Raw genomic sequence first — 26,231 nt, 5'->3', positions numbered from 1 at the left:
ACCGCCCTCTCCCGGCGTTCGCTGGACATCTGGACCAGGTCGAGGGCGACCGACGCACCAAGTCAAAGCCAGGACGGCAGCCTGAGCTGTCCGTTGGAGACCATGCGCTTGCGAATTCGCGTCTTCCGAGCTGAAATCGTCGCTTAGCTGCAAGATTGAAATAGTGCTTGAATATTCGCATCGAAGATCGGGATCTTTACAATGACATTTCCTCGATCCGTTTTGAGTTCGGTCATGATCCGCCAAGTCTCTGATGTCCTTGCAAAGACGTTCGCACCCAATAGAGCTCCCATCAGTCTGACGCTATCCTCAAATGTCTCTGACTTTCTGCTTGGATTTGCAAATACAACCAGCTGAAGCTTGTTGATGAACTCAAGCTCCGGAATGATGACATTCGACGGTTGCCTGTCATTCACGCGATAAAGCGCTGGAACGCCGAATCCAATTGATCCGTCGCCAATCGCGGTGCGACCGACTAGATTCACATTTGGCTTGCCGTCGTCGCCAACGACCAGACCTGAGAATCTCACCTCCCCATTCTTGCAAGTACCTTCGACCTCTACCACCAGCCCCTGATTGTTTTTCTGAATCGACTTAACGATGATGTCGACCTTGTCGGTCATCTCGTTCGGCGTTCGGGTGATGTTCCAGATTGTCTCAGACAAAATTGCATAGTCGCTGCCCCTTCGACGAATTTCATTTCGCCGAGCGAGTTCTGCCTCAGCCTGCTGCGCTGCTTTATCAGCCGCTGCTTGCGCAGCTGCGGCTTGTTCCGCTGCCGCCTTTTCGGCGGCGGCTTTTTCAGCGGCGACGAGGTCGGCCGCTTTCTTGTCGGCCGCAGCTTTGTCTGCCGCAGCCTTCTCGGCAACGAGACGACTTTCCTCCGCTTTTTGCTCCTCGGTTTTTTCAGCAGGTCTCGTGTTTGATCCAGAGCCATCGACGATCTGCGAACCCCGGATTGAACCGCCGTCAAACGCCGATGCGTCAACGGTAAGGACTTGCAGTGTACCGACACCACTCTGGTTCCAGCTCGCTGCCCATACGTAGCCGAGGATTCGAAGCTGAAGAATGAGAGGGAAGCGCAACACGTTGCATCGCTGACTAGCGCCGGCTACAAGCCAATCTCAATCCGAGACTTAAAGATCGACGCGTGCTCCCTTCACGGCAAGAAGGTCGCTGTCAGTGGTCTAATTGTGCTCATCGACAACAATACCGCTGCCCTGCTGCAGAACCAACAGGATACCAACCCTGTCGGAGTTCTGCTCGGGCAGGCGTCTACAGAGACAAGAGAACAGACTATTGGCCGATGCACTAGTTCGCGTGGATGTCAGATTGAAATCAAGGGAACAGTAGTGGGCGACCGCAACTCCGCATTGATCGCGGCGGACTAATCGACGCCGCTGGACCGGTTGCCCCTTATTCGTGCTACGGAGATCGAGCCAAGGGGCGAGATTCGCAAATGAGATGTTATGGAAGTCGGCCAAGGGCCGATCATGAACCGAGGCCCGCCTGAGCCTTGAGACATCGTCGCCAACGGCGATCTGCGAACCCTCAGTTATTTGGTGGCCATCTACTCATCGCGGATGATTCTGATCTCTGATGCCGCGATCAGATTGACTTGCTTCGTCGTCTCGCCGCGCATGCGGAGAAGATATCCGAGCTCTAGATACCCAACGATCTCAGTGAGCTCGACGGAGAGCTGGTTTGCCGAATGGTGCTTTCTACGTCCTAGCGCAGGGTTGGCCATTCGATACCGCCCATCGTTGAATCGGTGGGCAACGTAGCGTTCCCCGTCCTGACCGATTCGCTCAAATCGCGGAAACAGCTCTCCAGACTTCGTCGAGCAATCGCCATTAGCCGCTTGGTCGTGGACGGACGTTTCGTGGCGGCCGGCAGCGGCATCTGGGTTTGCGCCACGTACGCCGCTGCCGGTAATCAGTTTCCCAGGGCGCCCTCCGCTTCGCGGGTGCTTTGTCCGGTAGCGTCGAAAACGGCAGTATCTAAGCTCAGGCGCCGGAGCTGCTGCCGTATCAGCCGCTCTCGGGCTCTCACGAAATCAGGCAGCGCCTCGACCTCCCAAAGGACTGGCTCATCTGGAATCAGATGCCGATGGAGAAAGTCTCGATCACGGGTCTGGATCCACTCAGAAAAAGGAATGTTGCTTTTCTCTAGATTCTCGCGGCTCAACAGCAGTTGCAAATTTCCCAGGCGATTTACGCTCTCCAAGATTTTCTCGATCAACGCTTCCGGCAGATTCTTCGCCATCAACGCCTTCCGATCAGCCAGTGACCTAGGGATGATATGATCGATGTGGTATTTTACCGCTCCCCAATTGTTGGTGTCGTAGAGGAGCGACAACGCGAGAAAACATCCGCGCTGTCCATAGTTGACGTCGAGCAATCCATCGACATTGTTGTCGTCGAAGTTAACTAGGCGACCGCGTCGCGCCAACCCTTCCACGAGACCGCGGTACGGGAAATCGCGGCTATGGACGAGCGATTGCTGGATGATGCTTCTCGACGCTCCAATGGTTTGGTCTGAACTGCCGCCGAACACGCCGTTGAGCATGCTTCCGGCGAGCCATCGACGGATCGCCATCGCGTTCGAGGACTCAAACTGGGTTGATCCATCCAAACTCCCACATCTTGTTTTGTAGACATAATACGCGATAGGGAGCAACGCATTGGTCGACGTCAACGTCTCGCGATCGATTCCAAAGCGATTGACCAGGCGCAGCGTGGCTTCAAGGCTTTGCTTTATGCCCTTCCAGTTCGCCTCGATAATCCGAAGATTGGCGTTCGTGAAATTGCCGACCTTGTAACGCTGATCAAGATCGGAAAGGACTAAACAGGACTTCATTACGAAGTCCTTATCCAGATCGTTCCTGCCATCTAGGCCATCATTCAGAAGATCGACGAAGTCAAATATCTCCTGGCGCGCACTGATACCCGCCCATTTCGACGTTATCATAGACAGCAGGAGGTCGGACTTGCTGAGCTTCGTGCCGCCATCGTTTGCCCGGATGAATATATCGAGAACCCTGTCGTACGATTGGTCCTTTTCGGTGTAGTAAGAGATAACACCGTCCTTCCAGATCGTTCGGTAAAGCCGGTCCAAGTTCTTCTCGACGATCCGCTGCTCGCCTCTTGTCGCCGTGTCCGGCAAAGCATCGATGATGCTATCCTTTAGGCCGTCGAACGCGTCGTCGCTCGTACAATCCAAGATCGCACCAATCTTTAGCCAGAGCTTTTCCGGCGAACTCTTCGGATCAGTTTCAAAGAAGCGGAGGCCATAGGTCACGCCTAGGTCCTCACGATCGTCCTCGTCGCCGTTCTCTGTTGCTGGATCTTTAAGCAGGTCAATGTAAAGACGCTGTCTGCTCCAGGCATCCGGATTGTTTCGGCGTGCGTATTTTGTACGGGTCGTGAAGCTGCCGCGCAAACCGATCAGCAATGACGTCAGCCGCTGTTGTCCGTCGAGAACAAGAACGACGTCCCGGCCATCGGGCTCTGCAAGTTCATTGTGCGTGTCCCCAAACCGGAAGTTTTCAATGAACTTGTAGATCTCCCAGTCGTTTCGACGTTCCGGCTTAATCTCCCACAGGAGAAAGGAACTGATCGGATATCCCTTCAACAAGGAGTCGAATAGGGCGACGATCTGATCCGGCTGCCAAACAAAGGGCCTTTGAATTGCAGGCAGAAAGTAGGATCGATTGATCCGATCGACCACGTTCGCGATATTCGTGGAAATGTAAGACAACGCCCGCCCCCAAAGTGCCCATAGCGCAGGATAAGATGCGCACCTCTCATCAACGCGCTTACGTGTACGTTATGAGGACAGCCGGGGCGCAATTCAACTTTAGATCTACCGCGGGCGCACGATAGCGTCCGCTTCGGCTCAGCCGCAACAGTTGTGTCGCGGAGTTCCGCAGTCGCACGAAAAGCCACACAACTGCACACCGCTAACCGTGCTGGGCGCAGAAAATAAACGGGTGTTTTGGACAATCTGAACGGTCTCAGTTTGCTTCGAATTTCCCTCCAATTAATTGGAATGGCGCCTCTTTATTTCATACCAACGGCCAGGTTATTTCACCCGTGAGAACGGAATTCTCTGATCACCGAAAAAATCCCTGAATGGGAGTGAGCCCGGTCCGCGAGCGGCGGGATAACGCGGGTTCGTCCCGGCCGAACGCTGGGACGACCAACACGCCGGCTACTTGGACCTGGTCGAGCCACCCGATTTGATTCCGGTGCTGGACCCTGTCGTCTGACCAGGAGCATATCCCGATGCGCCGGGGCTGCCAGACTTCGAGCCCTTTGCCTGCATTTCCTGTCCGGGCGCACCTGAGGCGCCGGGGCTACCCTTCTTGGAGCCCCTGTCCTGCATCTCGTGGCCGGGAGATTTGCTCGAAACGCCTTGCGCGAACAAGGCGGTGCTCGAAGCCATAAGGCAGGCGGGAGAAAGTGCGATAATTGTGCGCTTCATTTGTCCTCCAGAGTGGGCCTCGGCAACCAACCGCGCGATCCGAACGACGTTCCATGAACATGGCTCATCAGATTCCAATAGACCCCAGAGGGGTCTAGGCAGCGCCGAAGCGCGGCATCGATGAACCGTAGGTGAATGCACCGTTCAGCGAGCATTGCAATGCGCGACTGATAGTCTGCTGGGTTAGCGCTCAAAACGGGAGGACCATCTTAATGAAAAGGCTCTTGGCAATCGCAGTTATCGGTTGTGCTTTTTCTCTCACGCCAATGCTGTCGGCATCTGCCATGCCGATGGCAACGCCACATGCAATGGGTAGCACCGCGGGTGAAGTCATTCAGGTCAGAGGCGGCCACGGACACGGGCATGGACACGGTTGGGGTCATCATGGCGGTCGCGGCCATCGCTACGGTTGGGGACGCGGCCATCATTATGGCTGGTACCGGGGCCATCACTACGGTTGGCGCCATCATCACCGCCACTGGTGGTGACGTCCTGATCGAAAAAAGAGAGGCCGCAGCAATCTGTGACCCCTTTCATGTCCGCGACCTCGTTACGACCGCCAGCCACCCGCGGCGGCATGCGAATTGAATTGCCCGAGAGCACGGGCCGTCGTCGGCGCAGAATTCGCCCATCGGTCATTACATTATTGAACTCCGCGAACGTCTGCCAGCCAGCATCGGATTTCGATTCCGAGGGTCGGGAGTTCGAATCTCTCCGAGCGCGCCAATGATTTAAATGGCTTAGCTGAAACAAGCAGCGAAAATCGTGGTGTAGGCGCGTTTGGAAAAGCCTAATGATTTCAACGCGTGTTATCGCGCGCTAGAAAATACTTACACCACGAAAACCACCGACGTTGCCGGGTTGTTCGCGCCTGGCATGCCAGTCATTGCCGCCCTCGCTAAGCCACAACTGTAGCTAGTGATCGGACCGAATTTCTTTCGGAGGTGCCCTATGCGACTCGGCAGAGAATAAGCATAACTGCTCTGTTCGCCACTGAATCCCCCGCATAGGGCTATTTTAGCCAGAGAGCATAATGCCTTCCACATTTCAGAACCGCACGCCGAACGTCGATGGCAACCAAGAACTGCGCGAGCCACAGCGACAGGCGTATCGGCACCTTGCCGACTTCGCCCAAGAGATCACGAACGAGCGCGAGGTCGGCATCGTTCTGCCGGTTGGCTGCGGCAAGTCGGGGACCATTGCCATCACACCCTTCGCTTTCCGCTCTGCTCGGACGCTCGTGGTGGCACCGAACGTCGCTATTGCAAAACAACTGCTACGAGATGTCGACCCTTCCGCAAGCAATCATTTCTACTCGGCGAGACGGATCCTCGCCGGCTCTCCCTATCCGGAGCCCGTCGAGATCCGCGGCACGACAGTGAACCGATCTGACTTGGACGATTCCGAAATCGTCGTCACGAACATTCAGCAGCTGCAGGGAGCCGACAACCGCTGGCTCCAAGACCTCCCCGCGGATTTCTTCGACCTTATCCTATTTGATGAAGGGCACCATAACGTCGCAGCGACATGGACAGCACTTAAGGAGAAGTTTCCCGCCGCGAAGATCGTCAACTTCTCTGCGACGCCCTTACGGGCTGATGGCGAACTGATGGCCGGGCGCATTCTTTACTCGTACCCGATCTCATCTGCTATCCAGGCCGGCTACGTGAAACGCCTGAAGGCGGTGGTGCTCAACCCGCGCACGCTCCGCTACGTGCGCAATGAGGATGGGCAGGAGATTGAGGTCAGCCTCGACGAGGTCCGTCGGTTAGGTGAGGAGGATGCTGACTTCCGCCGAAGTATCGTCACTTCCGCCGAGACGCTGAACACAATCGTCGATGCTTCTATCCGCGAGCTAGACCGGCTTCGTGCGGAAAGCGGTGACCGCACCCTCAAGATTATCGCGTCCGCGCTCAATTTTGCCCATTGCCATCAGATTGTCGAGGCCTATAGGGCGCGTGCCCGGCGCGCCGACTACGTCCACTCACGTGAGGACGGCGCAGCAAACCTGCGCGTCATGCAGCGGCTTGAGAACGATCAGCTTGATGTCATCGTCCAGGTCAGAAAGCTCGGCGAGGGTTTCGATCACCAAAAGCTCGCTGTCGCAGCCGTATTCAGCGTTTTCGGCAATCTGTCACCATTTGTGCAATTCGTCGGCCGCATCATGCGCGTAGTTGACCAGAATGCTCCAGACAGTCTGCGCAATCGCGGGGTGGTCGTATTCCACGCAGGCGCAAACGTGGCCCGCCGATGGGAAGACTTCCAACGTTACTCCCATGCCGACCAAGAGTTCTTCGACCAACTGCTGCCCATCGAAGGGTTGGACTTCAGCGTTGGTGACGAGATCGAAGTCGAACCATTGCCACGCGACATCCGGGAAGGAATGGAGGTCCGCGGGCAGACCGGCGTCCATATCGAAGAGATCCCGCTCCTGGAGGACCAAGCCGCGTTGGAAGCACTGCGACTGCTTCAGGGCCGCGGCTACTCTCCGGATCAGGTCCGGGATGCTATGCAGGAGCTTCAGCCCGTTCCGGTGACGCGGCAGCGGCAGCGGCAGGCCGCTCGTGGTGGGCTTGACGCTCGGATCACGACCGCAACGGGACGGGTCCTGGCCGAGAGAGGAGTCAATCCCGAAGGCCGGACGCTTGACCGCTCCCGCCGAGGCCTTAGCAACTATGTTGTTCTAAAGTCGGCCATCGACCGGCAGGCAAATGCGCTCGTTGGTCGCGGGTCAGGCCAGCGACACGAATTCTCGCGCGACGAATTGGATCGGATCGAGGCTGATTTCGATGGCGTTGTCGCCCGCGCGGTCGCGGAGGTGTTCGGTGGGTAAGCTCCGGTCGCTCCTCATCAGAGTCGAACTCGACGCAGCCAAGCGCAGCCACAGGTGCCAAGCTAACTCTCGTCACGAGATCAAGCAGGGCGACCAACGGCTCAATGTCCGGGCCGGGCGAGGTTGGGACAGGTACTGCATGGACTGCGCGCGGAAGATCGTCGACGGTAGCATAGCGTCCCTCACCGGCGTGTCGAAGGCAATGGAATCTGGCAAGACCGCGACTCTGAGCGATAACGGGGACCAAACTCTCTCAGAGCCTCGACTGCTCTGAGGAGCTGGATCCGCTGCCCTAACTCGCGCAGCAAATAGACGCGGCTGATCTTCGGCTGGCGCAAACACGGAGAGACCGTCGGACGCGGTGCTTCACTCAATCCGGTCTACCTGTTCGCCTAACGTCGTGCGTTCTCGGTAAAATCACGGACATTGCGTCGCGATGTTCTCCCGTAGATCCACGGCCACCCCTGCTTGATTTTTCCACGTCCTCAAAGCATACGGGTTACCTAAGCCACAGCTGACGGCTATAATCGCTCCGATTGTAGAAGATGGGGGCTTCGCGCGGGGGCAATGGACAAGAGAAGTCTCACCGAACGCGACATTTGCACCAAGTTCATCCTGCCAGCCATCAAGCGTGCTGGCTGGGATGAGATGTTGCAGGTGTGCGAAGAGGTCTATTTTACCAAGGGCCGCATCATTGTTCGCGGCAAGCTGGTCACGCGGGGCAAGGCGAAGAAGGCCGACTTCGTTCTCTACTACAAGCCGAACATCCCGATCGCGCTGATCGAAGCCAAGGACAACAATCACAGTGTCGGCCAGGGCATCCAGCAGGGCCTAGATTATGCTGCGACGCTGGATATTCCCTTCGTGTTTTCCTCCAACGGTGATGGCTTTGTGTTCCACGACCGCACCGGCCAGAGCGTTCCGGTCGAAGCGAATCTTGGCCTTGACGCCTTTCCGTCGCCCACCGATTTGTGGGCGCGATATCGCGCCTGGAAGGGCCTCGATGCCGACGCCGAACAGATCGTGCTCCAAGACTATTTCGATGACGGCAGTGGCAAGACCCCCCGCTACTATCAGGTAAACGCGGTCAACGCCGCGATTGAAGCAATCGCAAAAGGCCGTGACCGCGTGCTGCTCGTGATGGCAACTGGCACGGGTAAGACTTACACAGCGTTTCAAATCATCTGGCGCCTCTGGAAGGCGGGCCGCAAGAAACGCATTCTGTTCCTCGCCGACCGCAACGTGCTAATCGACCAGACGATGGTGAACGATTTCCGCCCGTTTGGCCCTGCAATGGCGAAGCTTTCGACGAGCGCTAAGACTATCGAACGGCAGGATGGCTCTACTGTCGATTTGACGCTGGCGCTCGACAAGAAACGACGCATCGATACCGCGTTCGAGATCTATCTCGGGCTCTATCAGGCGATCACCGGGCCAGAAGACCGGCAGAAGCTCTATCGCGAGTTCTCGTCGAATTTCTTCGATTTAATCGTAATCGACGAGTGCCATCGTGGCAGCGCGGTCGCAGATTCGGCGTGGCGGGAAATTCTCGACCATTTCTCCGACGCGACGCAGATTGGCCTCACCGCCACACCGAAGGAAACGGAGTACGTTTCCAACACAGAATATTTTGGTGAGCCGGTTTTCACTTATTCACTAAAACAGGGGATTAGCGACGGCTTTCTCGCCCCTTACAAAGTCGTCAAGGTTCACATCGACCGCGACGTGGAAGGCTATCGACCAGAAATCGGGCAGCTCGATCGCGACGGCAACGAGATCGAGGACCGAATCTACAACAGCAAGGATTTTGACCGCAGCATCGTGCTCGATGACCGCACAAAGCTGACGGCAAAAAAGATTACCGAGTTTCTCAAGGAAAGCGGCGACCATTACCAAAAAACTATCGTGTTCTGCGTCGACGAAGAACACGCGGCGCGAATGCGACAGGCCCTGATCAACGAGAACGCCGATCTGGTCGCTGAGAACCCACGTTACGTCATGCGTATCACCGGTGGCGACAAGGAAGGTCAGGATCAGCTCGGCAATTTCATCGACCCGGAATCAAAATATCCGGTGCTGGTTACCACGTCGCGACTCTTGTCCACTGGTGTGGATGCGCAGACCTGTCGCCTGATCGTTCTCGATCGTGCAGTTGGTTCGATGACGGAGTTCAAGCAAATCGTTGGACGCGGCACGCGCGTTCATGAGGACACGAAGAAATTTTACTTCACGTTGATAGACTTTCGTGGAGCGACCAGCCATTTTGCCGACCCTGAATTCGACGGCGATCCTGTGCAGATTTACGCGCCGAACGGAGAGGATCCGATTGCGCCGCCCGACGATGAGCCGGCCACAGCCGAGGGCTACGATGCGATCCCGCCGACGCCGGGCGAGGACGAAACCATCGTCGATCAGCCGGGCCTGCCGTTACCGCCCGGTGACCCGATCCGCAAGATTTACGTCGATGGCGTCGGCGCCCGCATCCTCACCGAGCGCATCGAATATCTCGACGAGAACGGCAAGCTCGTCACCGAATCCCTACGCGATTTTACCAAGACAGCGCTGAAGAAGCGCTTCGCCAGCCTCGACGATTTCCTCAAGCGCTGGAAGTCGGCCGAGCGCAAGCAGGCGATCATCGAGGAACTGGAGGCAGAGGGCCTGCCGCTCGATCCCATCGCCGAGGAACTTGGCAAGGACCTAGACCCCTTCGATCTGATTTGCCACGTCGCGTTCGACAAGAAGCCGCTGACACGGCGCGAGCGGGCCGAGAATGTGCGGAAGCGGGACGTGTTCACCAAATATGGCCCGCAGGCCCGCGCCGTGCTCGATGCGCTGCTCGACAAGTATCACGACGAAGGCGTGCTCAATCTCGACGACGCCAACGTGCTGAAGGTGACGCCCTTCACCGCGATGGGGAGCGTCGTCCAACTTATCAAGGCGTTCGGCGGCAAGGAGGGCTTTGAGAAGGCCGTTCACGAGCTGCAGACTGCACTTTACCAGGAAACGGCTTGATGGCGAGCGGCGACAAAGACGGATCAATTTTACGCAGGGTTGACGCGCTCATTAGTCGATTTGAGCCTATAGTAGAACCGATAAAGAGCTTTACATGGGAAGGTCCTGACGGCGAACAATACTGGGAATTTCTTCGCCGAAGCATTGTAGTGAGGCAAATGCAGGCCCTGCGCGCGGCCTTGATAATGGCAAAGGCTGACCAAGGAGCGTTTGGAGTTACGTTCTTGCGGCCCGCGTATGAAGAGTTGGTTTGGGTCGAGTACCTGACTGCTCACAAGGCGATTGCGAGTGAGCTAGTTCGATTACTTGGCGCGCACGAAATCGCCGCCAACCTCGATACGCAAAATCAATTCATTGGCGCAAAAGGAATGCTCAACGTCGGATTTACACAGTCGTTCGTGAAGCGAAGACTGGCAGCAACCCGAGAGTCTGACGTACGGCTCCGCGCACTTGGGCGCAAGCTAGGCTGGCGCGATGGTCAGATGTCTCCATCACTGGCCTTTTTAGCAAGGAAGATTGGCCGCGAGAAGGAGTACAACTTTATCTATCACGCGACTTCTAGGTTTGTGCATTTTTCTACCGTTGAGACGTTTAGGCGTGTGTGGGGAAATAGCGGGCAAGTGACGATTTCCACCGAGAATTTCTCGCGTTACGGGACTGACTTTTCTCTTTACTGGGGTCTTCGCGTATTCGTCGAAACCGTGTCGGCTGCGCAAATCTCGGATTTCGCTGATCGCCGGACAAATGATGGAGTGGGTGAAGAAATTTTGCAGTTGGTCGAGGGGCTGCATCCAGTCGAGATTGTGACAGCGGCCGAGCTAGAATCTTGGCCTTCTCGTCGCGAGTATGGGAAAAAACAATGATCGTTCGGACTACCGTCAAATCAATTCAGGACATCATGCGCCAGGACGTCGGCGTCGATGGCGACGCGCAGCGCATCAGCCAACTCACCTGGATGTTCTTCCTCAAGATCATCGACGATCAGGATCAGGAACTCGAGCTGACCAGGGACGAGTACCGCTCGCCGATCCCGAAGCAATATCAGTGGCGCAGCTGGGCGGCGGACCCCGAGGGCATCACGGGCGAGCCGCTGGTGAATTTCCTTAATGACGAGCTGTTCCCAGCATTGAAAGAGCTCAAGCTCACCGGCAAACCTGGCGACCGGCGGCGCGTTGTGCGCGATGTGTTTGAGGACGCCTACAACTACATGAAATCCGGGCATCTCATCCGGCAGGTGGTCAATAAGATCAATCAGATCGACTTCAATGATCTCGACGAGCGACGGCATTTCGGCGAATTCTACGAACAACTGCTCAATGATCTACAATCGGCCGGCAATGCTGGCGAATACTACACGCCGCGAGCCGTCACCGCCTTCATGGCGGACCGCATCGACCCGCACCCAGGCGAAATCCTTTTCGATCCCGCCTGCGGCACGGGTGGCTTTCTCACTTGTGCCATCCGCCACATGGAGAAGAACTACGTCAAAACGCCCAAGCAGCGCGAAAAGATGCACGGCGCCTTGCGTGCGGTAGAGAAGAAGCAGCTTCCTCATATGCTATGCGTCACCAATATGCTGCTGCACGGCGTTGAAGACCCAAGCTTCGTGCGGCACGACAACACACTCGCCCGCCCGCTCATCAGCTGGTCGAAGGACGAGCGTGTCGACATCGTACTGACTAATCCACCGTTCGGTGGACGCGAGGAAGATGGCATTGAGGACAACTTTCCGACGTTCCGCACCAAGGAAACTGCTGACCTCTTTCTCGCGCTGATCGTGCGCCTACTAAAAGCGGACGGCCGTGCCGCCGTAGTGCTGCCTGACGGCACGCTGTTCGGAGAGGGCATCAAAACTCGGCTGAAGGAACATTTGATGGAGGAATGCAACCTCCACACCATCGTCCGCTTGCCCAATTCGGTGTTCAAGCCTTATGCCTCGATCGGCACAAACCTGATGTTTTTCGAGAAGGGCACCCCCACGAAGGATATATGGTTCTACGAGCACCGCGTGCCGGAAGGTCAGAAGGCCTATTCCATGACCAAGCCGATCCGACTTGAGCATTTCCAGGGCTGCATCGACTGGTGGGGCGGCAGGGACCGGAAGGGCCGCAAGGAAACCCCGCAGGCGTGGCACGTCTCCGCCGAGGAGGTTAAGGCGCGCGGCTACAATCTCGACATCAAAAACCCGCACGCCGTGGCGGACGATCACGGCGATCCGGACACGCTGTTGGCCGACCTTGCCGCCGCCGAAGCCGCGACGCGTGCATTGCGCGACCAATTGAAGGCGACCCTCACCGAGGCGCTCGCCCGATGAACGCCGAGCGCCTGTTAGAGGCTTTCAATCGCCTTGGTGATGAGCCGGAGACGGTTCAGCAATTTCGAAAGCTCGTCGTTGGCTTTGCTGCGTCAGGCAAATTGGTTGCGCCAGACGAAGCGGCGATCGACCCCGTGAGCTTGTTCAAACAGATTGAAGCAAAGAAGGTTCTCCTCATTCAGCAAGGTGTCCTTCGGAAGTCCCCCGCATTGGCGGCCTTGTCTCACGAAGATCTGCCTCAAGGTTTCAGCAACCCGGCGAATTTCGTCCGTGTGGGCAGTATTGCTCGGATAGAAAAAGGGCTTACCGGTATTATGAAGGCCGAGGCCGGCCCCTATCCTCTCGTGGTTACGGCTGAAGACCGCGCGAGCTGCGATCATTTCGATTTTGATGGTGCGGCAGCAATCGTCCCTCTTGTTTCATCGGCCGGACATGGCAAGGCGAGCTTGCAGAGGCTCCACTATCAGGAAGGCAGGTTCGCGCTCGGTAGTATCTTGGCTGCGATTTTCCCACACGCGCCTGAACTTATCTCGGCGCGTTTCCTTTTCGAGTATCTGACTGCTTTCAAGGATGAATTGCTTGTGTCCAAGATGATCGGGACGGCAAACGTAACCCTGAGCGTTGGCAAAATTTCAGACGTCCCTGTGCCACTTGTTTCGCCATCCGTCCAACGCAAGGTCGATGAGTTTATGGGTTTGTGCGACCGGCTGGAGGCGGCGCGGGGAAACCGCGAGGCATTGCGCGACCGGCTGGCGGCGGCGAGCCTCGCCCGCCTCAACGCGCCCGATCCCGAAACCTTCCAGGCGGACGCCCGTTTCGTGTTCGACGCGCTGCCGGCCCTCACCACGCGGCCCGATCAGATCAATACCCTCCGCCACACCATCCTCAACCTCGCGGTGCACGGCAAACTCGTACCGCAGGACCCGAACGATGAACCGGCGTCTGAGTTGCTCAAGCGAATTGGGGCGGGTTCAACGAGCGCAGATCGTGAGGCGGCTTATCGCACTGCGAGCGGATGGGAATGGGCATTGATTGAGGATTGCTTTACCGTTTCTGGGGGAATGCAAAAAACGCCTGCCAGAGCCCCAAAGGCAAATGCATTCCCATATCTAGGCGTTGGCAACGTCTACCGAGGCCGCTTGGAACTTGCGAAGGTCAAGAAATTTGAACTCGCAGAAGGCGAACTCGAAAGATTTCGCCTTGAACCGGAAGACATCCTCGTCGTCGAAGGAAACGGAAGCGCGACCGAGATTGGTCGCTGCGCCGTTTGGCACGGCGAGATTGAGAATTGTGTTCACCAGAACCATCTCATTCGATGCCGACCAAAGGAATTGCAGCTAACCCCATATGCGGCGCTGTACATGAACTCCCCCGACGGCATGGCCGAGATGAAGCGCCTCGCCATAACCTCGGCAGGCTTGTTTAGCTTGAGCGTTGGGAAGATCAGGAAAATCTCCTTTCCCGTTCCACCTTTGGCTGAACAACACCGCATCGTCGCCAAGGTCGATGCGCTGATGGCGCTGTGCGACCGGCTGGAAGCGAGCCTCACCTCCACCGCCGACACGCGCCGCTGCCTGCTCGACGCGCTGCTGGCCGAAGCCCTGACGCCGGCCGAAGATCGCGAGCTGGAGGCGGCGGAATGAGCGACTACATCCATTCGCCCAACCATCCCGGCCGAGACGTCTTCACCTTCGGCTTTTCCAGCTTCACCGGCTGCGGCCCCGGGATCGGCGGCAAATCAGGCTTGAAGTCGAGCCGCTTGGGCTGGAACGGCGCCGGAGAAGTGCCCAGCGGTCGCGGCGGAGCTCGGTTGCCGGCCTGAGCACGTTCAGCTCCGCGTCGAACTACGCGTGCGGGTATTGAGCACTGGGCTACGTGATTGAATTGTAGGCGACATGCCCGAAGCGGGGCCGGCGGGGCTGCAGCCGCCAGATCTACGGCCGCAGATCAGGGCAAGCTCATGCCACCCCAGCGTGCAGTGGTTTTATTCTCCAGACTCTGGCGCCAGTCTCCAGAAAACGGGAATTTCTAGTATTTTCATGGAGACTTTTGAGGATTTCTGGACCAAAAAAATTCGATCATCGGTCTCCAGAGACTATTTGCGAGCAAAAAACCCCGCATTTTGAGGGGCTTTTCCTCAAAGAGAAGAAAATCCTCCAAATTCGACTATGGATGGCTGGAGACGAAGGGATCGAAATCACGCATTCCTGCTCGAACCGGCCTCTGCCTACGAGCACGTCAAAATGGGAACTTCCGCGAGCCCGGCCGCGAACTGCATGAGAACACTCTGCCGTCCCATCAACCAGTGCAAATCGAGATTCGTCTCCGCCAAAGGTCTCCCGAAAGCGGGAATGTCCGGGAGTGTGGCCGGAGACTTTCAAGAGATTCTCGCCAAGGTTGTCGCTTTCTGGAGTCTGCAGACTGAACAAGAGGATACGAAATACCCTACATTTGCAGCATATTCGCGCAAATCGCGCAAACTATCTTAGGTTGAGTAACTGAATGGCTGCAGACGAGAGGATCGAACTCGGGCATTCCCGCTCGAACCCTTTCAAGTGGGAATATCGCAGGCGAGTGAGTCGAGTATGGCGGCGTGTTCCCGAAGGCCCGGCAGGCGACGCACTACCAAGGCTTCGGCAGAGCCAAGGGCCGGATCTTCCTACTCAATAACACGATCGGCACTCGCCAAGAGGAACGGCGAGATCGTGATGTCCAAGGCCTTCGCCGTGCGCATGTTGATGACGAATTCGAAGGTTGTTGGCTGTTCGATCGGCAGATCGGCCGGTCGCGCGCCCTTGAAAACACGATCGGCAAAATAGGCAAGACGCCGGTAGGAATCGGCGACCTTCGGTCCATAGGTAAAAAGCGCGCCACTCTGAGCGAAAATCGGCCATCCCGATATAGCTGGGATATGCTCACTCATCGCGAAATCAATGATCGTCTGCCGGTTTTGAATCGCAAAGCCATCGGCGAGAATGGAGACCGCCTGCGGAGGATCGTCGGCCATCGCCGCCAGCGCGGCCGTGAGCCTGTCTCCCGTTTCAGTGGGGAAGTAGTCGATCCTGAGTATAGCGCGACGATCTGGGTCGGAAGAGCGCGGCGATCAGGATGGCGAGTCAGTGTCGCGGCGCGATGATGATCGCCGCGATGATTGTCGCGCGCAAGAGTTTTGTTTGCTTTGATTGTCGCGGAGCGTCAATCAAGCGAGCGTTTTTTGTGTCGCGTGCTCCGGTGGCCGCCCTGGACCACGCTTTCGCTCGAGGGCAGTCCGCCTGCGATAGCTCTCGACGTTCATCTCGACGATGGTGGCGTGGTGAACAAGGCGATCGATCGCCGCGAGGGTCATAGCTGGGTCCGGAAAGACCTTGTTCCATTCTCCAAAGGGCTGATTGGCGGTGATCAGCAAAGAGCGTCGCTCGTAGCGTGCGCTGATGAGCTCGAACAGCACACTGGTCTCGGCCTGGTCCTTGGTGACATAGGCAAGATCGTCAAGGATAACGAGATCGAAGCGATCGAGGCGGTTGATGGCACCCTCGAGGTTGAGTTCGCGGCGCGCCACCTGGAGCTTCTGCACGAGATCGGTGGTGCGGGTGAAGAGGACGCGCCATCCGTTCTCGATGAGAGCCAAGCCGATTGCTGCTGCCAAGTGACTCTTGCCGCCACCGGGCGGACCAAACAGCAGCAGATTGGCGCCCTTGTTCAACCAGCCGTCGCCGGCGGCGAGCGCGGTCATTTGCGCCTTGGAGATCATCGGTACGGCTTCGAAGTCGAAGCTGTCAAAGGTCTTTCCGGTGGGCAGCCGCGCCTCGACGAGATGGCGCTCGATGCGGCGACGGCTGCGTTCAGCGATCTCGTGCTCTGCAATGGTGGCGAGGAAGCGCGCCGCCGGCCAGCCTTCCTTATCGGACTGCTCGGCAAATTGCGGCCACAGCACCTTGATGGCGGGCAGCCGCAGCTCGTTGAGCAACAGATTGAGGCGCGCGGTGTCGACTACGTTGGTTGTGCTCATGCGGCACCTCCGATCTCGGCAGTACCGATGAGGCATTCATAGGTGGCGAGCGGTGCGAGGCGCACCACGACGTTCGGCATCTGGGCGGGATCCGGGGCGAAGTGAGTACGTAGCCGGTTGAGGTCGGGCAGCCGGCCGTCGTTCAGGTCGGCCGTGAGCTGATCGGCGAGTTCGGCCTCGCAACCGCGCTCATGGGCGAGTGCGAGGAGATCGACCATGATCCGGCAGGCCTTCTTGTCCGGTAAGCGTTTGCGCAAGACGTCGAAGGCTCGGCGGTAAGCTTCCCGGGGGAACAGCTGGTCGCGGTAGACCAGGTTGAGGAGCGCCATCGGCTTGCGCCGCAAGGAATGGATCACGTGCCGATAATCGACGACCTGATCGTGCTTGCCATTGGGATGCGGCCGCCCGCGCGGCAAGGTGAGGAGATGCGTGCCGCCGACAAACACGTCGAGGTGATCGTCATACAGGCGCACCCGCAGCCGATGGCCGATCAAGCGCGACGGCACCGTGTAGAACACCTTGCGCAAGGTGAAGCCGCCGGACGATGTCACGTGGACGATCACCTCTTCATAGTCCGACGTGCGGCGGTCCGGCAGATCCTGAAGTGCGGTACGTTCGCTGTCGATCCGCTTGGCGTTGCGGGCATTGCGGCGGCTGACGATCTCATCGATGAAGCCACGATAGGCAGCGAGATCGTCGAAGTCGGCGGTGCCACGCAGCAACAGCGCGTCGCCGACCGCCCGCTTGAGATGGCCATGCGAACTCTCGATCGCCCCGTTCTCGTGGGCGATGCCACGATTGTTGCGGGAGGGGCGCATGCCGTAATGGGCACAGAGGTCTTCGTATCGCCGCGTCAGATCGTCTTTGGCGTCGCGGTCGAGATTGCAAAAGGCGGCCGACAGGCTGTCGGTGCGATGCTCCCGTGGCGCTCCACCGAGTGACCACAAGGCATTCTGCAGGCCTTCGGCCAGAGCGATGAAGCTCTCACCGCCGAGCACGACATGGGCGTGCTCAAACCCGGAATAGGCCAGCCGGAAGTGATAGAGACGATGGTCGAGCGGCACGCCCGCGATCGTGACACCCAATTCGCCCATGTCGGTGAAGTCGGACAGGCCGCGCTGACCGGGTTCGTGGGTCTGCCGGAAGATGACCTCCTGCTCCTCGCCGTGGATCGCCCGCCAGGCCCGGATCCGGCGCTCCAGCGTGCGACGGATGCCGGCGCCGAGCTCAGGATGGCGTCGGAGCAACTCCTCGAAGATCGTGACCGGCCGCACACCGGGGGCGGCCTTCAGCATCGGCACGATCTCTGTCTCAAATACGCGGGCCAAGGGATCTGGCCGGCGACGGCCGCGAGGAGCCTTCTTCTGCGACGGAAGGCGTCGATCCTGCTCGATCCGGTAAGCGGTCGAGGTGCTGAACGACGCCTTGGCGGCGGCCACGGGCGGGCTATCGGTCTGACGGTACTTCATGTAGAGCCTCATTTGGTGATCGGTAATGTGTCGGCCTGGCACGCGAGTGATTCCTCTTGGCGGAAGAACCACTTGCATAACCAGCCGGCCGCGATCACCAGTCGGCGCGGTCCGCTGTGGATCGCGCCGACGCCGGGCTCGTAACTCCGGTCGGGCTACGCCCTCCCTGCGTCACGAGCCCGGCGTAGCCCTCTCATCATGGTCGACGCTCCACTTCCATCCTGTTCGCCGCGCGGCACCTGAGTCCGAGCTGACGTCCTGTCGCCTCGGAAAAGCCGCGCTCGAGATGAGCGCCGGGATGCTCGGGGTTGCCAATAACCGCGACGCGGCGGAGCTTCGGGATGATGTCCCGGAGCAGGTCGAGGCGTTTCCCGTTGAGTTCGACTGCCATCAGAGTGAGGCCGGATTTGTTGCCGCGAGGCTTCGCGAGACTATCCGCAAAGCCGGAAGAAACGGGATCCGCGCTGATCACGAAGACAACGGGGAGATCGAGCGGAGGAAGCTCGAAGGCCGCCGCCCCCTGAGCCACGATCAGGTCGACCGGCAGCTGCACCAGCTCGCGGACGAGGTCCGGAACACGGCCGTCGATCCCCTCGCCGTAACGGTATTCGATCGCAAGGTTTCGGCCTTCGCTATAGCCATGCTCGGTAAGACCCTTGCGGAACGCCTCGATATAGGGCGCAAGACTCGCCGCCGTTTGCGCGGTCACCCAGCCGATGCGACGGACCTTCTCGGTGGATTGCGCTGCCAGCGAGTGCGGCACGAGCGCCGCGGCGAGTGTCGAAGCAAGGAATGCGCGTCGATGCATGTCACGCCTCCCCCCAAACGGACGGGCGATACCAATCTGTCTCGGTGCGCCCTAAAAGGGTTCACCCGACCTAGGGCCAGAGGCGCCCGCTGTATTGCGTGAACCTGCCCTGGCCTCGATGGCATGATAGTATCGGGCGAAAGTGGCGCTTTCAAAAGGTACTCCACGTGCCGAAGCCGCACCGTACGCTTTTTTTCAAATATTTCTTCACGCTATTCATTGCCGTGGTTATGCCCTTGGCATTGGGAGCGATGGGGGAAACCTGGTTTGGCTATCGCGAGCAACGCGTTCATCTCACCGAACTCCTCAGGTCCGAATCCCGATCGGCTGCCGATCGGATCCATACCTTTACCGACGGCATTCGCGACCAGCTCGGATGGCTCGTGCAGTTTCCCTGGACGGTTGGCCAGGACGAGCAGCACAAGGTCGATGCGCGGCGCCTGCTGCGGCAGGTGCCGGCCATCTCCTCGGTTTCGCTGTTCGATGGAGCAGGCGTCCAGCACGCGATGGTATCCCGGCTGGCAATAAACCGCGCTGGTGAAGACACGAACGCTCCGGCCGACCCGGCCGTGGCCGAACTGCGCGAAGGCGCCTCCAAGGTATGGTATGGCCCCGTCAGATATCAGCGCGGCTCGGAGCCGCACATGACGATCGCAGTGAGCGGAAACCGGGACGCGACCGGGTTCGCAATTGCGGATGTCAACCTGAAGCTGATCTGGGAGGTGGTCACGGCCATCAAGATCGGCGAGACCGGAGAAGCGTTCGTCATTGATGACATCGGCCGGCTGGTAGCTCACCCCGACATAAGCCTTGTCCTGCGCGGTGACGCGACGGCAGACGCGTTCAATCGTCTCCGGCGCGATATTGCCAAATCCAGCGACTCGGCCACCGAAACGGAAGATATCGCGGGTCGCCCCGTCGTTGCCCTGGCGGCGGAAATCCCGAGCCTCAAGTGGACCGTGGTCGTCCAGCAACCGGCCGCGGAAGCATTTGCTTCTATCCGCGCCTCGCTGTGGCGCTCGCTGCTGCTGGTAGCGATCGGCACCTTGCTTGCCGTGGTCCTGGCCTATTGGCTCGCAGGACGAATGTCGGGCCCTATTCGGGTGCTCGAAGATGGCGCGCAGCGGGTCGGTGCAGGTCAATTCGATCACCGAGTGGCGATCTCGACGGGCGATGAGCTCGAGCGGTTGGCAACTCGCTTCAACGAGATGGCAAAGGAGCTCGGTCTCTCGAAGGAGAAATCGGATCGCATCAATCGGTTGAAGCGCTTCCTCGCCCCACAGATTGCCGAGCTGGTCGAGAGTGCCGGCGACGACGCCGTGCTCGAGGGGCAGCGGCGGGAGGTGGTCGCCGTTTTCGTCGACCTGCGTGATTTCACATCGTTTTCGAATCGCAACGAGCCCGAGGTCGTGATGAGCGTCCTCGACGAATATCACGCAGCCGTCGGAACCATCATCGTCCGATACGGGGCGACATTGACCAATTTTGCCGGCGACGGCCTGATGCTGCTGATTAACGCTCCGGTGAGTTGCCCGAATCCCGCGCTTGCGGCGCTCAACCTCACGATCGACATGCGATCGGCGGCGCAGAGCCTCGCGGCCGGCTGGCGCGAACGCAGCTACGGGATTGGCCTGGGAATTGGACTCGCCATGGGCCCGGCGACCGTCGGGCGTATTGGATACGAAGGTCAGTTTGCCTACACGGCAATCGGAAACGCCGTCAACCTGGCGGCTCGACTGTGCGCTGCCGCAATCGATGGCCAGATACTCGTCGATCAGGCTGTTGCTTCAGCGGTCGATGGACACATCTCGCTAATGGCCCTTGGGACCATCGCGATCAAGGGCTACGATCAACAAGTACCCGTTTTTGCTGTTCCCCCCGACGCTGTCGCCACATCAGCACGACCTTAAGCCGCACGCTAATTTAAACTCTTGTGCCTACCGCCTCGGTCCTCTTCTGCCACTGAAAATGCAAGATCGCCGCGCATCGCAAGCTGGATTCTCCGCCTTTGTATACGCTGCCGCTGGAAGCGGAGGTTGACCTAGCTTCTCGATCGGCACTGAGCGGTTTCCTAAGACGAGATCGCAGTCCACTATCTCTCTTCCCTCCGCTGCGACCAGGATGGTCGCGCCAGAATTCGCGACCAAAGCGTTTAGCCCGCAACCCATTCCGAAGGAGCGCCCTCGTGCGCGGATGGCCACGAAACGACGTGCCGGTTATCGAGCACTGGGCTAGGTAATTGAATAGCAGGCGACATGCCCGAAGCGGGGACCGGCGGGCTGCAGCCGCCAATCCTACGGCCGCAGATCAGTGCAAGCTCATGCCACCCCCAGCACGCAGTGGTTTTATTCTCCGGTCTCTGGCGCCAGTCTCCAGAAAACGGGAATTTTCTAGTATTTTCATGGAGACTTTTGAGGATTTCTGGACCAAAAAATTCGATCGTCGGTCTCCAGAGACTATTCGCGAGCAGAAAAAACCCGAATTTTGCAGGGCTTTTCCTCAAAGAGAATAAAATTCTCCAAAATCGACTATGGATGGCTGGGGCGGGAGGGATCGAACCTCCGAATGGCGGAATCAAAATCAGGCGGGATACCCAGAGATATCAACGACAATTCTGAATTTCGCGCAGTCTTCGCTTTCAATCAGATCAATAGGTTACAAGTCAATTCAGAATGGCGGGAGGGATGATGACGAGATTTGATGATCGGCCCAAATGGTACTGGGCCGCTGGGGGCACCAAGCCGCGCTCGAACGGTGAAACCGAAACCACCGATGCCGGCGATCGGTTCGTCGTCGCCTGCGGGCAGCGCGAGTTATGGGAACGGGTCCGAGCAGAAGTTTCCAGTACCGAGCAATGCGCTTGGAACAGCTTCGGCCCCGCAGATGGAAGAGCGACCTTGGCCGACTGTCTCTTCGTGATGGTCGAGGGCCGGGAGATGTACGGGGCCAATTTCAACAAGGTCGTGACCGAACTCGCCCAGGTCCCGGCATTCGCCAAGGCCATCGTCGCGTCCGGCGTCGACCTATGCAATTGGGTTTCAAACCCGACGCTTCACACTCCACTGCCGCGGCCGAAGTACGATCCTAAGGCAGAGGAGCGACTTCGTTCCGTGCTCGAGGCAACATTGGGCCAGACTGTAGAACAATGACCGGCCGGCTTCATCGCCGCGGCCGCTTCACAGCCATATGCATGGGCGTGTGCCTGATGGCGGCGCTGGCGATCGTCCTGCTTCGATAGCGCTTCAATTCCGCTGCCGTCGTGGCCCAATCCGACGCCCTGTGGACGCCAGCATACTTAGATCCCACCCGGCATAATTCTCGCTGGAGAGACCATCGAGCAAGGTGGCGCTACCGTCGCTAAAAAGCGGCGCATCAAGTGATCTGAGCCCAAACTTCACAGTTCCGTTTTTCCTAGCTTCGCGGTCATAAGCAGCAACAAACTCTCTGACGCGCTCCTTGATCTGATCTTGGCGCAAAGACCCCTCAAGCAGAGCCACGAAGATGTTCTGAGCGATGTCATCCCGTCCTGGCAAGTAAGTCGGAAGCATCGCTCGGATAGTTTCAAAATCGTTTGCTTCCTCACGCCTCTGGTCTGTCAGCTTTCGCGCTCTCTCCATCGACCAGCGCAGGATTTGCGATCGCGAAAGAGAACCTGCGATCATCTCGCGAACGAACCGATCGAATTCGGGATCAAATCGGCGGTGACAATACAAGCGCTCCGTGTTGCTGATCATGGGGCGCTTCTTTCCGCGCAGCGGCCGGCCGGTAATCTCGGCGAGCGACTTCTTTTGTTGAAGAGCCTGGCAGACCAAGAGGAGCTTGTCAGGCTCCATCGGCCTCGCCCCCTTGACCCTGATCCTTTCGCAAGTTCGACACTGGCGCGTCGTGTAGCCCGTGCTCCAGCGTGTGTGAACTCGGGCGTCGTGAAGCGAGTGACCATATATGCAATGTGTTCTTTCTCGTTGCGAGGCTCCTTTCCGTTTGTTAGCTGCTTGCGCATTTTGCTCGGCGAGAGCCGTTGCGCGTTCAGCCCATTCTGGATGAGCGGCGCAATATTTATTGAAGGCCTTCTTCGAACTGATGCCAGCGCAGACCTTTTTGTTTCCTTGACCGGGGCGTGCTCCGTAAAAGATCATGCGGAGCGTGCAACCCTCTTCGAGCAAGCGCAGGACTACGTCCGGCGGAAACTCCGGATATTGAATGCGCTCGGTCATCCGCAGCCGCGCAGCGTCTCGCGCGGACTCTTTTGCCGCGCGCTTTCTTTTGCTCCAGAGCTTCTTTCGCTTTCTTGCGGCATTCCGCGCAGAAAGTCGCTTGAGGCGCCCTTCTAGTTTGGGCTGCAGACGAAACGCCGCGACAAGACCGTTAAATCTGATTACGCCGCCGTCACTTTTTCTCGCGGTCGCATCAGCGAGTGTGCCCCCCTCTTCTACGACGGCGATCGCGGCCGTTACCTGTGCGGCGGTAGGATGTGCCCGCGTATTCCATCCTCTACGGCAGAGTTGACATTCGAGGTGCCGCCAGCCGCGATTAGTGATCCTGAGCTTGGTGTTCTCGGGTGTGAGCTCATGACCGCTTTTGCAGTGGGTACGTCGATCGACCTGTTTCTTCACCCCGGCTAAGATCCGCGATTTGCTATTGGCCTTAGCCAAAGCCTGCGCCTTGCTTCCCCATTCCGGGTGAAGCTGACAATGCACCTTGAAAGCCCTGGAGGAGCATATCGGTGTTTGGCCAGTCCCGCCGGTTATGCTGCGGAGCGATTCTCCAGCTTCGAGCCGGGCCATGAACGTGGCTGCTTCTGCCGGATTCATGGTGAACACCTGCCCACCCACGATGTCCCTGAAGCAACTCTTGCAAATTGCGGACAGTCGGCCGCGTGAGCTGGGGTGAAAGTCGCTTACCTGCAGAGTGAGTTCGCACCTTCGACAAACAGGCATGACGAACACTTTGATCTGGAGCGACGGGAGTGCGCGGAAGCTGCGCGCTGGGCCTCCAAAGCGCCAGAGCGTTGATTGGCCTTTCCCCTGAATGCCCGTAATTCACCGGTAGTCGGATCGATGTAGCATTGTCCCTCGACGCTCCGGCCTACCTAGACGGCACAATGCTACGGGGCGAGACCGTGTCCGAAAGCTTGTGGGAACGCATCTAACGCGTCGACACCACCCATGGCACCGGGCGGCTTTGGCTGCCTGGTGCTCTAGCTTTCAGCCAGGAAAGTCTCGGCTCAGCAGGGTCTTCTTCTATCTGTTGGACTTTATGCTGTGGGGGCCGATTTCGATCCAAAGTCGCCGTGATGCCTTTTCGTCGCTATTCTTCCATTCGTGTTCGATCAGGCTCATGGCTTGCTGAATCCTCTTGGCCGCAAGCACCTCATTGCAGCCAACCCAGATCAAGCTCAGCTTAGCGTACCTGGCACTTCCATGACTTATTCCATAGCGCTTGGGAAAGCGCTTCATGTCCGGATCGATGGCAAGCAAAATCGCTTCATTAGCAAGCGCAGTAGAGCAAACAACGTCATCATCAATACGCTCAGGCAGCGCTTCACGGTACAAAATAACGAAATGCCCGCGACTCCTAAACATATCCCCCACGGAATCGGGAACGCCCGCGTCGAAAAAGACACGGAGGACGGGCCGATCAGGATCAAGCCGCGGCGTGCTTGATTGCCGCTCTAATGTCCTGTTCGGTGAGAGTTGGATATTCCTTCTGGATGGCATTTACCGAATATCCGGCGTCCGCGAACGCCTTGACGCTGCGCACGGGGATGCGCGTTCCTGCAATGACTTCTTGATTGCTCATCACGTTACGATGACGTTCAATCTGGCCAATTTCCGTATTGGGTCTATTGCTCAGGGCGCGCACGGCTGTTGCCATATCGCCCGACACGACCTTCAGAGGAATTTCTAGAATGGCTTGCCCGGTCTCTACATCTTCTTTTCGATCAGTTTCCGGATTGAAAAAAACTATCCGTCGATTGAGAACGTACAGCGTAGTTTTCGCCCATAGATCGTCGCCAAGGTGACGCAGTTTCTCTTTCGCGGCACGAAGGCGCGGAAGCGGAACGCTCGACTCATTGCGGATTGAATTAACAACCTTAAGGCATACGATGTCGCGGAATGAGTAAATGCGACTATGAACAGCGCGACGGTCTTCGTAAGCGAGGCTTGGCCGGAAAAAGTCAGTGCGATCCCAGTAGCGCAATTGACTGATGCTGATGCCAGTCAGGCGCACCACTTGGTCTTCCGTAAAGGCCGAGACCACTACATTTGAGTCGGGGCGAGGCATACGGCATCCTAACGTTCGCTTTGATCGAGAAAAAGGGGTTATTTCAACCATGAGTGAGCCCTAACTATCCCTTTCAAGGCCTTAAGTTCTGGGCTGGTTAAACGAATTTATTCCTCAGGAAAGCCTACGGGATGCCCGACCGGAAGATCACCCTCGGCGAGATGCGGGCCTCCGGCGCCCGCGGCCTCCTGGTCTTCTGCTCGGACCATCGCTGTAGCCATAACGTTGAGCTGCCGCCAGACAAGGTCGATCAGTGGCCTGATCGCGTCCGCCTCTCCGACCTAGAACCCCACTTCACCTGTATGGCTTGCGGCAGGCGCGGTGCCGATGTACGGCCGCACTTCCCGCAGGCGAGGATGGGAGCGCGCTAAGGATCTCAAGAAGACGCTTCGGCGCCCGGTTTTATAGCCTATTCGGGCTACGTGCATCCAGTGTAAACTGCACTTTCAGCGAGAGGCGCCCCGGGGTTAAGCTACATGACAAATGTTGCACAGTCGGGGTGTGCCATGGCCGAAACATTCGTCCGCGTAGGCATCGTCCTCTTGGGGCTTTGCCCTTTCGCAATCGTCGCAATTGCTCTGCTCGTGCAAAGCTGACACGGTTTCATTCGCGAGTCGGCTGGCGTTGGACTAGCCGCATAGAGGGCCCCGGCGACTGCCTCCTGGCCCCCAAAAGTTGCCGGGGCTCTCGCCAATTCCGTAGATTGAGCGATGAAATACGTTGGCGACCGCCCTTACTCCGACCCCGAGAAAGCTGCCCGCAGGCTCATGGAGCATGCCCGCGCCTTCGAGCCGATCCAGGATGGCCGGATCTACATCGAGAAGATCAACTACCCGATGATCTACCTGGATAAGGCGACGCCGGCCGAATACTGGGCCGGCTTGCAGTACGCCAAAGATCAGGGCTGGCTCGAATACCACGAGAGCGGGACGTTCGTGAGGATGCTCCAGCCGGGCAAAGACCTGTTCGCCTGACCGAGGGCCGCAGGCCTTTCCAGTTGAGCCTATCGCCGCTGC

19 protein-coding genes are annotated in these 26,231 nt (G+C 58.1%); 10 read left to right on the top strand and 9 right to left on the bottom strand.

Annotated features, from left to right (window positions below; all coding sequences use genetic code 11):
• Positions 1-143 precede the first annotated feature (143 nt).
• Positions 144-1,088 carry a hypothetical protein gene (locus tag XI02_RS13685; protein WP_172645841.1) on the bottom strand — a complete coding sequence of 315 codons (945 nt, stop codon included), beginning with the start codon at positions 1,086-1,088 and terminating at the stop codon, positions 144-146.
• Positions 1,089-1,935: 847 nt separating this feature from the next.
• Positions 1,936-3,759: a DUF262 domain-containing protein gene (locus tag XI02_RS13680; protein ID WP_172648368.1), complete on the bottom strand. Its 1,824-nt coding sequence runs from the start codon at positions 3,757-3,759 to the stop codon at positions 1,936-1,938.
• A 1,089-nt stretch (positions 3,760-4,848) separates the two neighbouring features.
• On the opposite strand from XI02_RS13680, the gene XI02_RS45365 reads away from it, so the two are divergent.
• The 7 genes from XI02_RS45365 (at position 4,849) to XI02_RS13645 (ending at position 14,466) form a co-directional block, all read left to right on the top strand.
• Positions 4,849-5,073, top strand: coding sequence for a hypothetical protein (locus tag XI02_RS45365; RefSeq protein ID WP_244980728.1), 225 nt, complete (start codon positions 4,849-4,851; stop codon positions 5,071-5,073).
• Positions 5,074-5,518: 445 nt separating this feature from the next.
• Positions 5,519-7,318 (top strand): DEAD/DEAH box helicase, encoded by a 1,800-nt coding sequence (locus XI02_RS13670; protein WP_172648369.1) that lies wholly within the window; start codon positions 5,519-5,521, stop codon positions 7,316-7,318.
• 567 nt (positions 7,319-7,885) lie between these two features.
• The gene (hsdR, locus tag XI02_RS13665) at positions 7,886-10,330 is read left to right on the top strand and encodes an EcoAI/FtnUII family type I restriction enzme subunit R (protein ID WP_194483452.1); all 2,445 of its coding nucleotides are present in this window, start codon (positions 7,886-7,888) and stop codon (positions 10,328-10,330) included.
• Positions 10,330-11,193 (top strand): DUF5677 domain-containing protein, encoded by an 864-nt coding sequence (locus XI02_RS13660; protein WP_172648370.1) that lies wholly within the window; start codon positions 10,330-10,332, stop codon positions 11,191-11,193. Before hsdR ends, XI02_RS13660 begins: the two co-directional genes overlap by 1 nt.
• A complete protein-coding gene (locus tag XI02_RS13655) occupies positions 11,190-12,644 on the top strand; it encodes a class I SAM-dependent DNA methyltransferase (protein ID WP_172648371.1) in 1,455 nt (484 codons plus the stop codon). Before XI02_RS13660 ends, XI02_RS13655 begins: the two co-directional genes overlap by 4 nt.
• Positions 12,641-14,287, top strand: coding sequence for a restriction endonuclease subunit S (locus XI02_RS13650; RefSeq protein WP_172648372.1), 1,647 nt, complete (start codon positions 12,641-12,643; stop codon positions 14,285-14,287). Before XI02_RS13655 ends, XI02_RS13650 begins: the two co-directional genes overlap by 4 nt.
• Complete coding sequence (locus XI02_RS13645) at positions 14,284-14,466, top strand: hypothetical protein (protein ID WP_172648373.1); 183 nt, start codon at positions 14,284-14,286, stop codon at positions 14,464-14,466. Before XI02_RS13650 ends, XI02_RS13645 begins: the two co-directional genes overlap by 4 nt.
• A gap of 837 nt (positions 14,467-15,303) precedes the next feature.
• Here the strand turns inward: XI02_RS13645 and XI02_RS13640 are convergent.
• The 4 genes from XI02_RS13640 to XI02_RS13625 all read right to left on the bottom strand — a co-directional run bounded on the left by XI02_RS13640 (position 15,304) and on the right by XI02_RS13625 (position 18,930).
• The gene (locus tag XI02_RS13640; RefSeq protein WP_194483451.1) at positions 15,304-15,651 is read right to left on the bottom strand and encodes an ABC transporter substrate binding protein; all 348 of its coding nucleotides are present in this window, start codon (positions 15,649-15,651) and stop codon (positions 15,304-15,306) included.
• A gap of 192 nt (positions 15,652-15,843) precedes the next feature.
• Positions 15,844-16,653 carry an IS21-like element ISBj11 family helper ATPase IstB gene (gene istB / locus XI02_RS13635; protein ID WP_016842034.1) on the bottom strand — a complete coding sequence of 270 codons (810 nt, stop codon included), beginning with the start codon at positions 16,651-16,653 and terminating at the stop codon, positions 15,844-15,846.
• Positions 16,650-18,200 carry an IS21-like element ISBj11 family transposase gene (gene istA, locus XI02_RS13630; protein ID WP_080586188.1) on the bottom strand — a complete coding sequence of 517 codons (1,551 nt, stop codon included), beginning with the start codon at positions 18,198-18,200 and terminating at the stop codon, positions 16,650-16,652. The genes istB and istA overlap by 4 nt, the downstream gene beginning before the upstream one ends.
• 118 nt (positions 18,201-18,318) lie before the next feature.
• Positions 18,319-18,930 (bottom strand): ABC transporter substrate binding protein, encoded by a 612-nt coding sequence (locus XI02_RS13625; protein WP_194483450.1) that lies wholly within the window; start codon positions 18,928-18,930, stop codon positions 18,319-18,321.
• Positions 18,931-19,097: 167 nt separating this feature from the next.
• Here XI02_RS13625 and XI02_RS13620 point away from each other — a divergent pair, with 167 nt between their 5' ends.
• A complete protein-coding gene (locus tag XI02_RS13620; RefSeq protein WP_311990051.1) occupies positions 19,098-20,840 on the top strand; it encodes an adenylate/guanylate cyclase domain-containing protein in 1,743 nt (580 codons plus the stop codon).
• Positions 20,841-21,617: 777 nt separating this feature from the next.
• The gene (locus tag XI02_RS13615; RefSeq protein ID WP_194483449.1) at positions 21,618-22,079 is read left to right on the top strand and encodes a hypothetical protein; all 462 of its coding nucleotides are present in this window, start codon (positions 21,618-21,620) and stop codon (positions 22,077-22,079) included.
• 93 nt (positions 22,080-22,172) lie between these two features.
• Here XI02_RS13615 and XI02_RS13610 read toward each other — a convergent pair whose 3' ends face one another.
• The 3 genes from XI02_RS13610 to XI02_RS13600 all read right to left on the bottom strand — a co-directional run bounded on the left by XI02_RS13610 (position 22,173) and on the right by XI02_RS13600 (position 25,215).
• The gene (locus XI02_RS13610) at positions 22,173-23,741 is read right to left on the bottom strand and encodes a hypothetical protein (RefSeq protein WP_194483448.1); all 1,569 of its coding nucleotides are present in this window, start codon (positions 23,739-23,741) and stop codon (positions 22,173-22,175) included.
• 429 nt (positions 23,742-24,170) lie between these two features.
• Positions 24,171-24,512 carry a hypothetical protein gene (locus XI02_RS13605; RefSeq protein WP_194483447.1) on the bottom strand — a complete coding sequence of 114 codons (342 nt, stop codon included), beginning with the start codon at positions 24,510-24,512 and terminating at the stop codon, positions 24,171-24,173.
• Positions 24,513-24,573: 61 nt separating this feature from the next.
• A complete protein-coding gene (locus tag XI02_RS13600) occupies positions 24,574-25,215 on the bottom strand; it encodes a DUF433 domain-containing protein (protein ID WP_194483446.1) in 642 nt (213 codons plus the stop codon).
• A 710-nt stretch (positions 25,216-25,925) separates the two neighbouring features.
• Here XI02_RS13600 and XI02_RS13595 point away from each other — a divergent pair.
• Entirely contained in the window at positions 25,926-26,189 is a 264-nt protein-coding gene (locus tag XI02_RS13595) for a hypothetical protein (RefSeq protein ID WP_194483445.1), read from the top strand.
• Positions 26,190-26,231: the final 42 nt, after the last annotated feature.

Origin of the sequence: Bradyrhizobium sp. CCBAU 21365, from assembly GCF_015291305.1 — a bacterium.
Lineage (GTDB): Bacteria > Pseudomonadota > Alphaproteobacteria > Rhizobiales > Xanthobacteraceae > Bradyrhizobium > Bradyrhizobium elkanii.
The sequence above is the reverse complement of the archived record's forward strand: the minus strand, read 5'-3'. Positions and strand labels throughout refer to the sequence as shown.

What these genes read in the sequence shown, in the direction of transcription:
- XI02_RS45365 (WP_244980728.1), top strand. Translation starts at nt 4,849, where the DNA reads ATGGACACGGTTGGGGTCATCATGGCGGTCGCGGCCATCGCTACGGTT.
- XI02_RS13670 (WP_172648369.1), top strand. Translation starts at nt 5,519, where the DNA reads ATGCCTTCCACATTTCAGAACCGCACGCCGAACGTCGATGGCAACCAA.
- hsdR (WP_194483452.1), top strand. Translation starts at nt 7,886, where the DNA reads ATGGACAAGAGAAGTCTCACCGAACGCGACATTTGCACCAAGTTCATC.
- XI02_RS13660 (WP_172648370.1), top strand. Translation starts at nt 10,330, where the DNA reads ATGGCGAGCGGCGACAAAGACGGATCAATTTTACGCAGGGTTGACGCG.
- XI02_RS13655 (WP_172648371.1), top strand. Translation starts at nt 11,190, where the DNA reads ATGATCGTTCGGACTACCGTCAAATCAATTCAGGACATCATGCGCCAG.
- XI02_RS13650 (WP_172648372.1), top strand. Translation starts at nt 12,641, where the DNA reads ATGAACGCCGAGCGCCTGTTAGAGGCTTTCAATCGCCTTGGTGATGAG.
- XI02_RS13645 (WP_172648373.1), top strand. Translation starts at nt 14,284, where the DNA reads ATGAGCGACTACATCCATTCGCCCAACCATCCCGGCCGAGACGTCTTC.
- XI02_RS13640 (WP_194483451.1), bottom strand. Translation starts at nt 15,651, where the DNA reads ATGGCCGACGATCCTCCGCAGGCGGTCTCCATTCTCGCCGATGGCTTT.
- istB (WP_016842034.1), bottom strand. Translation starts at nt 16,653, where the DNA reads ATGAGCACAACCAACGTAGTCGACACCGCGCGCCTCAATCTGTTGCTC.
- istA (WP_080586188.1), bottom strand. Translation starts at nt 18,200, where the DNA reads ATGCAAGTGGTTCTTCCGCCAAGAGGAATCACTCGCGTGCCAGGCCGA.
- XI02_RS13625 (WP_194483450.1), bottom strand. Translation starts at nt 18,930, where the DNA reads ATGCATCGACGCGCATTCCTTGCTTCGACACTCGCCGCGGCGCTCGTG.
- XI02_RS13615 (WP_194483449.1), top strand. Translation starts at nt 21,618, where the DNA reads ATGACGAGATTTGATGATCGGCCCAAATGGTACTGGGCCGCTGGGGGC.
- XI02_RS13610 (WP_194483448.1), bottom strand. Translation starts at nt 23,741, where the DNA reads ATGAATCCGGCAGAAGCAGCCACGTTCATGGCCCGGCTCGAAGCTGGA.
- XI02_RS13605 (WP_194483447.1), bottom strand. Translation starts at nt 24,512, where the DNA reads ATGTTTAGGAGTCGCGGGCATTTCGTTATTTTGTACCGTGAAGCGCTG.
- XI02_RS13600 (WP_194483446.1), bottom strand. Translation starts at nt 25,215, where the DNA reads ATGCCTCGCCCCGACTCAAATGTAGTGGTCTCGGCCTTTACGGAAGAC.
- XI02_RS13595 (WP_194483445.1), top strand. Translation starts at nt 25,926, where the DNA reads ATGAAATACGTTGGCGACCGCCCTTACTCCGACCCCGAGAAAGCTGCC.